The 8,139-nt window shown below is 67.2% G+C and carries 9 protein-coding genes and 1 pseudogene; 5 read left to right on the forward strand and 5 right to left on the reverse strand.

All coding sequences use genetic code 11. The annotated features are described in order from the left end of the window. Position 1 precedes the first annotated feature (1 nt). Together V9U70_RS04380 and V9U70_RS04385 are read left to right on the forward strand one after the other, a co-directional pair. Positions 2–1,108, forward strand: coding sequence for an NAD(P)-dependent alcohol dehydrogenase (locus V9U70_RS04380; protein ID WP_336673106.1), 1,107 nt, complete (start codon positions 2–4; stop codon positions 1,106–1,108). An 82-nt stretch (positions 1,109–1,190) separates the two neighbouring features. After that, positions 1,191–2,096 (forward strand): class I SAM-dependent methyltransferase, encoded by a 906-nt coding sequence (locus V9U70_RS04385; protein ID WP_336673107.1) that lies wholly within the window; start codon positions 1,191–1,193, stop codon positions 2,094–2,096. A gap of 255 nt (positions 2,097–2,351) precedes the next feature. Here the strand turns inward: V9U70_RS04385 and V9U70_RS04390 are convergent, their stop codons facing one another. Next, positions 2,352–2,882, reverse strand: coding sequence for an EF-hand domain-containing protein (locus V9U70_RS04390; RefSeq protein ID WP_336673108.1), 531 nt, complete (start codon positions 2,880–2,882; stop codon positions 2,352–2,354). Between the two features lie 932 nt (positions 2,883–3,814). Between V9U70_RS04390 and V9U70_RS04395 the strand changes: the two genes are divergently transcribed. Further along, positions 3,815–4,183, forward strand: coding sequence for a hypothetical protein (locus V9U70_RS04395; protein ID WP_336673109.1), 369 nt, complete (start codon positions 3,815–3,817; stop codon positions 4,181–4,183). A 208-nt stretch (positions 4,184–4,391) separates the two neighbouring features. Here the strand turns inward: V9U70_RS04395 and V9U70_RS04400 are convergent, their stop codons facing one another. The 4 genes and pseudogenes from V9U70_RS04400 to V9U70_RS04415 all read right to left on the reverse strand — a co-directional run bounded on the left by V9U70_RS04400 (position 4,392) and on the right by V9U70_RS04415 (position 6,494). Continuing rightward, a complete protein-coding gene (locus V9U70_RS04400) occupies positions 4,392–4,697 on the reverse strand; it encodes a hypothetical protein (RefSeq protein WP_336673110.1) in 306 nt (101 codons plus the stop codon). Next, positions 4,694–5,233: an RNA polymerase sigma factor gene (locus tag V9U70_RS04405; RefSeq protein WP_336673112.1), complete on the reverse strand. Its 540-nt coding sequence runs from the start codon at positions 5,231–5,233 to the stop codon at positions 4,694–4,696. Before V9U70_RS04405 ends, V9U70_RS04400 begins: the two co-directional genes overlap by 4 nt. After that, a pseudogene (locus V9U70_RS04410) lies at positions 5,221–5,521 on the reverse strand (WhiB family transcriptional regulator); the annotation flags it as partial. The pseudogene V9U70_RS04410 and the gene V9U70_RS04405, both read right to left, overlap by 13 nt. A 133-nt stretch (positions 5,522–5,654) precedes the next feature. Then, complete coding sequence (locus V9U70_RS04415) at positions 5,655–6,494, reverse strand: IS5 family transposase (protein WP_336673111.1); 840 nt, start codon at positions 6,492–6,494, stop codon at positions 5,655–5,657. Positions 6,495–6,823: 329 nt separating this feature from the next. Here V9U70_RS04415 and V9U70_RS04420 point away from each other — a divergent pair, with 329 nt between their 5' ends. Continuing rightward, positions 6,824–7,672: an IS5 family transposase gene (locus V9U70_RS04420; RefSeq protein WP_336673094.1), complete on the forward strand. Its 849-nt coding sequence runs from the start codon at positions 6,824–6,826 to the stop codon at positions 7,670–7,672. Next, entirely contained in the window at positions 7,669–8,067 is a 399-nt protein-coding gene (locus V9U70_RS04425; protein WP_336673093.1) for a hypothetical protein, read from the forward strand. The genes V9U70_RS04420 and V9U70_RS04425 overlap by 4 nt, the downstream gene beginning before the upstream one ends. Positions 8,068–8,139 lie beyond the last annotated feature (72 nt).

An 8,139-nucleotide genomic window follows, 5' to 3' on the forward strand; every position in this document is an offset into this window, starting at 1 on the left:
GATGAGGTTCCAGGCGGCCGTACTGCGCTCGTATGAGGACCCGTTCACGGTCGAGGAGGTGACCCTGCGGACGGAACCCGACGTCGGCGAAATCCTGGTCGAGATCGCGGGCGCGGGAATGTGCCGGACCGATCTCGCGGTCCGGCGATCCGCCGGCCGCAGCCCTCTGCCAGCCGTCCTGGGCCACGAGGGCTCCGGGGTCGTGGTGCGGACGGGCAGCGGCCCTGACGCCGTGATGAACGTGGGTGACCACGTCGTGCTGAGCTTTGACTCCTGCGGGCACTGTCACAACTGCCTCGGCGCGGCCCCCGCCTACTGCGACTCCTTCGCCTCCCTCAACCTTTTCGGAGGACGCGAGGAGGAAGTGCCGCGGCTCACCGATTCGACCGGAAAGGCGTTAGCCCCTCGTTGGTTCGGCCAGTCCTCGTTCGCCGAGTACGCGCTCGTCCCGGCCCGTAACGCCGTCCGGGTCGACCCGGCGCTGCCGATCGAACTGCTCGGGCCCCTCGGCTGCGGCTTCCTCACCGGTGCTGGAGCCGTGCTGAACACCTTCGGCGCGGGCCCTGGCGACACCCTGGCGGTCCTCGGCGCTGGAGCCGTGGGCCTGGCCGCGGTGATGGCGGCCACCGCTGCCGGAGTACTGACCGTGGCCGTCGACCGGCATCCCCAACGGCTGGCCTTGGCCGAACGGTTCGGCGCGATCCCACTGCCCGCCGCAACGGCCGGGCTGCCCGAACGGATCCGACGGCTGACCGACGGCGGCGCGCAGTACGCCCTGGACACCACGGCCTCGGCCCCGCTTATCAACAACGCGCTCCAGGCATTGCGCCCCATCGGCAGCCTCGGCCTGGTGGCGCGCCTCCACACCGCGCTGCCGCTCGAACCGGGCACCCTCGACCGAGGCCGCAGCATCCGTCACATCTGCGAAGGGGACGCTGTCCCCGGACTGCTGATACCCCGGCTGACCGGACTGTGGCGGGCCGGCCGCTTCCCGTTCGACCAGCTGATCCGCACCTACCCGCTGGCCGACATCAACGAGGCCGAACGCGACTGCGACGCGGGCCGCGTGGTCAAACCCGTCCTCCTCCCGGAGCGAACAAGCCGATGAGCGGGGCGCGCCGATCCGCGGGCCCACTCCGGCAAGCAGACACCCCACACCCTGCACCCCCACTCCCGCCATCGGAGGAAACATGCCCGGCACGGCCCCGCAGCAGACAGACCTGGACGGCATGGACGGAGGTGTGGGCCTGACTGCCCTCCTGGTCGCCGCAGCACGGGCGATCGAGACCCACCGCCACGACAGCCTGGCCCAGGACGTCTACGCGGAACACTTCGTGCGCGCCGCCCCGGCGTGCACCTCCTGGCCGGTACGCATCGAGCAGGTCCCGGACAAGGACGACAACCCGCTGTGGGGGCGGTTCGCCCGCTACTTCGGCCTGAGGACCAGGGTCCTCGACGACTTCCTCCTCCAGGCGGTCGGTACGTCCGTCCGCCAAGTGGTCCTGCTGGGTGCGGGGCTGGACACGCGTGCCTTCCGGCTGGACTGGCCGGCCGACCTGGTGGTCTTCGAGATCGACAGGGCGGGCGTGCTGGACTTCAAGCAGCAGGTGCTCACCGGCCTGTCGGCTGCCCCGAGGGCGAAGCGTGTCCCGGTACCGGTCGACCTGCGCGAGGACTGGGTCACCGTGCTGACCACCGCCGGCTTCGACCCGGCCGTACCGAGCGTCTGGCTGGCCGAGGGGCTGCTCTTCTACCTGCCGGGCCCCGCCGAGACGTACCTCATCGACACGGTGGACAGGCTGACGACCGCGGGCAGCGCTCTGGCCTTCGAGGCCAAGCTGGAGAAGGACCTGCTGGCGTACCGCGACAGCCCGATCTACACGGCGACGCGAGAACAGATCGGCATCGACCTGCTCCTCCTCTTCGACACGGGACCACGACCCGACTCCGCGGGCGACCTGACGGCCAAGGGCTGGTCCACCTCGATGCACACGCCCTTCGACTTCACCCGCCGGCACGGACGAGGCCCCGTCCCTGAGGCGAACGACGCGCTGGAGGGAAACCGGTGGTTGTTTGCGCACAAACCCCGGCCATGACGTCCGCAGTGCTCACGATGACGTCCGAACAAGGCGGGGCATCCCGTACCTGGCCGAGGGCTCGCCGGGATCAGGAACGACCACCCGATCACAGGATTTGAGGGCGGGGCCTACCGCTGGCCCCGCCCAGTAGGACGCACCCAGGAGAGGTACGAGCCGGGTCGCGTCGTAGCGGGCGCCGCCCACGCCCGGGCCGCCGAGCGGCGTTCCGTGATCACGAGCGACAGCGTCCCGGACAGTCACTCACGGACGGTCTCAGCCCCGGGCAGCCACCAGCTCGTCGCCCGGGATCCCGGCCATGTCCGGAGCGTAGTAGTCCTCGATGCCGGCGGCCCACGTAGCCACAGTGATGCAATCCTCGGCGTCCGGGCCGAAGACGTCGAAGAGCGCGTGGATGTTCGCCTTCTCGAATCCGATCGCAGTCATCAGCGATTCGAAAAGCGGGCGCTCGATCAGGCCGTCCTTGTCGGGGTCGCCGAGTGCGGCGAGCGCCTCGGCGAACTCGGCGATCGTGGGACCGAAGCGCTTGGGATCCAGCACGAACGGACGGAACTCCTCGATGGTGATCACACCGTCGCCATTGGCATCCAGTTCCGTGGCCAGCACCGTCCAGTAGCGGCGGAACGCGGCCCGGATAGCGGCCTTGGCACCGTCGTCCGATGCGGCCGCCGCCTCCAGAACACGGCCCGTCATGAGGTCGAAGTCGTTGGAGTCGATGACTCCGTTGCCATTGGCATCGAAGAGGGAGAAGACCAGTTCGACTCGCTTGGCGGCCTCGGTTCGCATGTGTGTCACCTGTCTTCTGCGGCCCGTCGATCCCGGGCCTGGCTCAATGAGTGCTCCTACGTAACCGCGCCGCGGGGCAGGCGTGACGGTGAGACGGTCTCCGTTACCGGAAGGAGTGAGTCCGCCGCTGATCAGTTCGGGAAGTCGGGCAGGACACGTGCGATCCGGGCGAGGCTGCTCACCTCCAGCCGGCGGTGCTCCGGCTCGACGGGCGGACCGCCCCGCCCGGACCGGAGGGCTGGCCACCGCGACATCCGCCACCCTGCCCCTGCTCGCCCTACGCCACCACCGGCACGCACCCCGCGCCGCACCATGCGCCCAAGAGAGACGGGAAGTTCTTGAATAACCCGCGTCGTCGTCATCGGAGTAAGCCACACGGGCTCGGCCATCATCCGCGGCCTGCGCATCAACCTCCCCGGCCAGCTGCTCACCGTCGTCGAACCCTTCGGCAGCCCCACCCAATCCTTGCGGGACGAAGGCATCGACGTGGGACCCCGGGTGCCCATTCCTTTCCCATCGGCGGTGTCCACCGTGACCAACACGACGCGGCCCCTGGAAATCCGCAGGTGAAGTGCCGCCTCCTGAACCGGGAGCTACCCACAACAGAGAAAATGGACAGATGCTCAGGATGACCAGCCGCGGACACGGGGTGGAATGACCATGAGACCTGCTGCTCAGGACAATGCCAGGGGACAGCCCGACGCGGAACCTACAGGCCCGGTACGGGGTCCCGAATTTCGTGTCCTCGTCCGCGTGGCGATGTCCACCTGATGTCCATTTGGGGATGGTTGCGGGATCCCATGCCTCCAGCGCTGGTACTTCGCCTTTTCGTGTACGGGGCCCGTCCGGCTGCCATCGGTGGGTACGGACCGGGGCAGGACCCAGCGGTCGACGGCCATCCGGGCCGCCTGGCACAACGCGGGTGGGGGCCGATGGGGACAGCGGAGCTGGCGACGTCTGTACGGGTGAGCATCCGGTGCGGTGACGAGGCCGTCGCCGAGGACCTGGAGTGGTCGTCGGTCCCGCTCGGGCTGCTGCGGACCGCCCGGCCGTGGCGGACCTTCCGGTGGCACCAGGGCCAGAAGCACTACTCGGGTACGTACTGGTCATCGACCCTGCGTGACCACGTGATCTATGAGTCGCGGCTGGAGCTGGGACGGCTGCTGTTCGCCGACTTCGCCCCTGAGGTGCGGCACATCGTCGCCCAGCCCTTTCTTCTGAAGAGGAACCTGCAGGGCAGGGTGCGCAAGCACGTCCCGGTGTCGTCGCTCGGTTTTTCTGAGTTGTTGCTGTGCCTGTGAGCTGGGGTTTCTCAGTTCTTCTGGGTGGTACTCGCAGTATGTTCAGGGTGCTTGGAGTCCGGTGTCGGACGTGTGGTGTTGCTCTGACCCGGGTGTACGCGGGTGTGCGCAGGTTGATCGAGCGGGGTGCAGTTCCAGTGAGCTGCTACTTGATGGGACAGGTCAGGCGGGGTGAGGTCGTCGAGGTGGGCCTGTCGGGCTTGTGTGCTTACTTGTCGCTGGTGCTGTCGGGCTCGGGTTCGAGGTCGATCTCGTGGAGGGCCAGGATGAGGTGGCTTTCGATGTCTGTGGCGCCCTCGAGGGTTGCCTGTAGTTCCTGTCGGCCGTGGTCGAGGAAGGTGTCGATGGAGGTGGTGATGGGAGGTGTGGGGGGAAGAGTAGCGGCGTACAGGGCGGCTGCCAGCCTGCTGTCGACATCCGTGGTCGTGTCCAACGCGTTGGTCAGGCGCTGCATGGCGGAGGCCAGCACGGCATCGACGGGCTGGGCGGCACTGCGCCTGGGCGATTTGCTCACCGTGTGCCTCCTTGGTCCTGTTCCCCGAGCATGCGCTCAAGATTCCGACGCGCCCGGCGCAGGTTCTGACGGACGTTGGCACTGGGGACTCCCAGGGCCTCGGCGGTCTGTGCCGGCGTGGCCCCGTCGATCTCGAAGGCCATCACCGTGCGCTGCAGAACAGGAAGCCGCCGCAGCAGTCGCACGAGGTCGACCTGCTCGGCGATGTTGCCGCAGGGATCCGGCACACCCGCGTCGGGCAGGCCGGCGGGGTCCGAGGACCATGTCTTGTGCTTGTCTTTGGCCTTGAGCCACATGCGCCAGGCGGTGGTCCGCAGCCAGGCCTCGGGGTGTGTCACCGATTCCCATGCCCGTGCCAACTGCACAAAGGCGCTCTGCACGGCGTCCTCAGCGTCGTGCCGGCCCGCACCGGCGGCGATCAGGAAACCGACAGTCGGTACGAAGCGGAGCCGGAAGAGGGCCCCGTACTGCTGTTCCTGTTCCGGTGACAGCCCCTGCTGCTCCTTGGGCTGCCTGGGCCGTTCTGCGACGAGCAGCCCGGCGCTCTGCTCGTACTCGGCACGTGCGCTCTGCAGAAGATCACGCCAGGACTTGACGGTGGGACGCCTGCGGAGCAGAGCGCGCCGCTCCGGTTCGGTCATGCCGCCCCACACGCCGAACTCGACTCGATTGTCGAGTGCGTCGGCGAGACACTCCGTTCGCACGGGGCAGCCGGTGCACACCACCTTGGACCGGTCCTGCGCCACTGATTGCACGAACAACTCGTCCGGATCAGCGGTAAGACAGGCCGCCTGTCCCGACCACTCAGTCACCCACGATGACACTGCCGCCCCCTTGCTTCTCCGTCGCCCGCGGTCCGCCGACCTCAATGGTGATCTTGTCGTGTTCGTCCAAGACCCGGCTGCCGCTGGGTAGTTCTCAGAGGGCGTTTGATGTAGGCGGATTGCCCTTTATCTCCTAGTAGGTTCCTCGCCAGGTCGGGGTGGTCTCGTCTGTTATGCGCTTGGCGAGGTTGTCGATCGAGGCGATGTGGATCATGGCTTTGGAGCTGGCGGGCAGGGTCTCGTAGTCGCGGGCGAGTCGGCGGTGCGTCATGATCCAACCGATACTGCGTTCCACGACCCGGCGCCTTTTGACCACGTGGAATCCGCGAACTCCCGGGTTTCTGTTGACGACTTCGACGTCGATTCCGAGGTTGGCTCCGTGCTCGACGACGGCGTTCTTGAAGCCGGTGTCGACCCAGCTCTTGGAGATGGTCGGGTAGGTCTTCTTGGCGTGGTCGAGGAGGCGAATTCCGACGGCGTTCTCGGAGAGGCTCGCGGCGGTGACGGTCACGGCGAGGAGGAGCCCGATCGTGTCGGTGAGGATGCCCCGTTTCCGACCGACGATCTTCTTCGCGGCATCGGTTCCCTGGCTGGTCAGGGGAACGTTGGAGGAGGTCTTCACGCTCTGGGTGTCGATCACGGATCCGGTGGGCTCGGGCTTGCGCCCTTCCTTGACGCGGGCGAGGCCGACGAGGTCGTAGTTGAGCTGTGCGAATATCCCCTCGTCGCGCCAGGCGGCGTAGTAGGCGTAGACGGTTCCGTGGCTCGGGAAGTCGTGCGGGAGGTATTTCCAGGGGATTCCCGTACGGTTCACGTAGAGGAGCGCGTTGAACACATCGCGCAGTTCGACTTTGGCAGGCTTTCCGGTGGGCCTGCGATCGAGCCGGGCTTTTCGCCAGGCCGCCAACGTCGGCTCGATCAAGGCCCATCGGGCGTCGGACAGGTCGCTGGGGTACGGCTTGCGCTGGCTCACGCCCCAGATGGATCATGAGCATGCCGGAAGGCTCGCTTCCGCTGGATACTGGGCGGGTCTGTGTCATTTTCAAACCAGACGGACTTCCGGGAGTAGAAGCGGCCGAGACGGGCGTCGGTCCTCCCGGTGAAGCTTGAGGCACATGCCGCCTAAGCCTCTAAAGCTCTCAAAGTGGGTCAGGGATGAAAGCCGCATGGCGGAACAAGGCTGGGTAAACGCCCTCTCAGTGGGCGGTTCGTGAGTCTTTGAGCGGATCTGCTGTCGCCTGATGGTGTGGCGTCGAGGCGGAATCTGCCGGTTCACGGTCGTTGATGTGGTGATGTGACCGGGTGAGTGAACGCAAGCCGTATCCGAGTGACTTATCGGACGAGCAGTGGTCGTTGATCGAGCCGGTGATCACCGCATGGAAGGGGCGGCATCGGTCGGTCAGCGGCCATCAAGGTGCCTACGACATGCGGGAGATCGTGAACGCGATCCTGTACCAGGGACGGACCGGCTGCCAGTGGGCCTACCTTCCGCATGACCTGCCGCAGAAGAGCGCGACCTATTACTACTTCGCCGCCTGGCGGGATGACGGGACCGACCAGGTCATCCACGAACTCCTGCGGTGCCAGGTCCGCGAACGCGCCCGGCGATTAGAGGACCCGGCCCTGGTGGTCCTGGACACGCAGAGTGTCCATGTGGCCGCCGGGGTCCCCGCCGACACGAGCGGCCATGACCCGGCCAAGCGCGTGCCCGGCCGCAAGCGCGGACTGGCTGTGGATGTCTTTGGACTGGTCATCGCGGTCGTCGTCCTGGCCGCGAACACCCATGACAATGCCGCGGGCATCGTCCTGCTGGACCAGGTCGCCGAACAGGCCGGCGGAACCGTTCGCAAGGCTCTCGTCGACCAGGGCTTCAAGAACCAGGTCGTCGCGCACGGCGCCGGCCTGGGCATCGACGTCGAGATCGTCGCCCGCGACCCGCAGATCAAGGGATTCGTGCCGCAGCCGAAGCGTTGGAGGGTCGAGCAGACCTACGGAACCCTGATACTGCACCGGCGCCTGGTCCGCGACTACGAGCACCACCCTTCCTCCTCCGTTTCACGCGTCTACTGGGCCATGACCCACGTCATGACCCGCCGGCTCACCGGCGCGAACACCCCCACCTGGCGCGAGGCACAGGCGGTCGCAGCATGAACATCCAGCCGTTGCTCGAAGCCCTGGAACTGCAGGAGCAAGCCGCCCGGGCCCTGGCCGACGACCTCCGTGAACAGATCGACGGCCTGCAGAACCGGTTGCGGGAGGCCGAGACCCATCTGGAGCATCTCGCGATCACCCGCACTACCGTCACCAGCCTCGCCGACCGGCTTCCCGCTGCCGCACCGGAACTGCCCGGGCACCCGGACTACCCCCGCATCCTCGCCGCCTTCAACCACGCGACCGGACCAATACGGGCCAGGGACGTCTGCCAAGCCCTCGGCCACGAGCTGCTGCCGAAGAACGTCGAGGGCACCCGCGCCAAGCTGAAACGCCTGGTCAGACTCGGGATCCTCATCGAAGCCGACACCGGCAGTTTCGCCAGAAAGCCATAGCTGACAGAGCCCCACCAGCGGTCTCGCTCCACCCTCAAGCAGAAACGGACATCAACCCACGAACCGCCCACT

Origin of the sequence: Streptomyces pratensis (assembly GCF_037137275.1) — a bacterium.
GTDB classification, from domain to species: domain Bacteria; phylum Actinomycetota; class Actinomycetes; order Streptomycetales; family Streptomycetaceae; genus Streptomyces; species Streptomyces pratensis_B.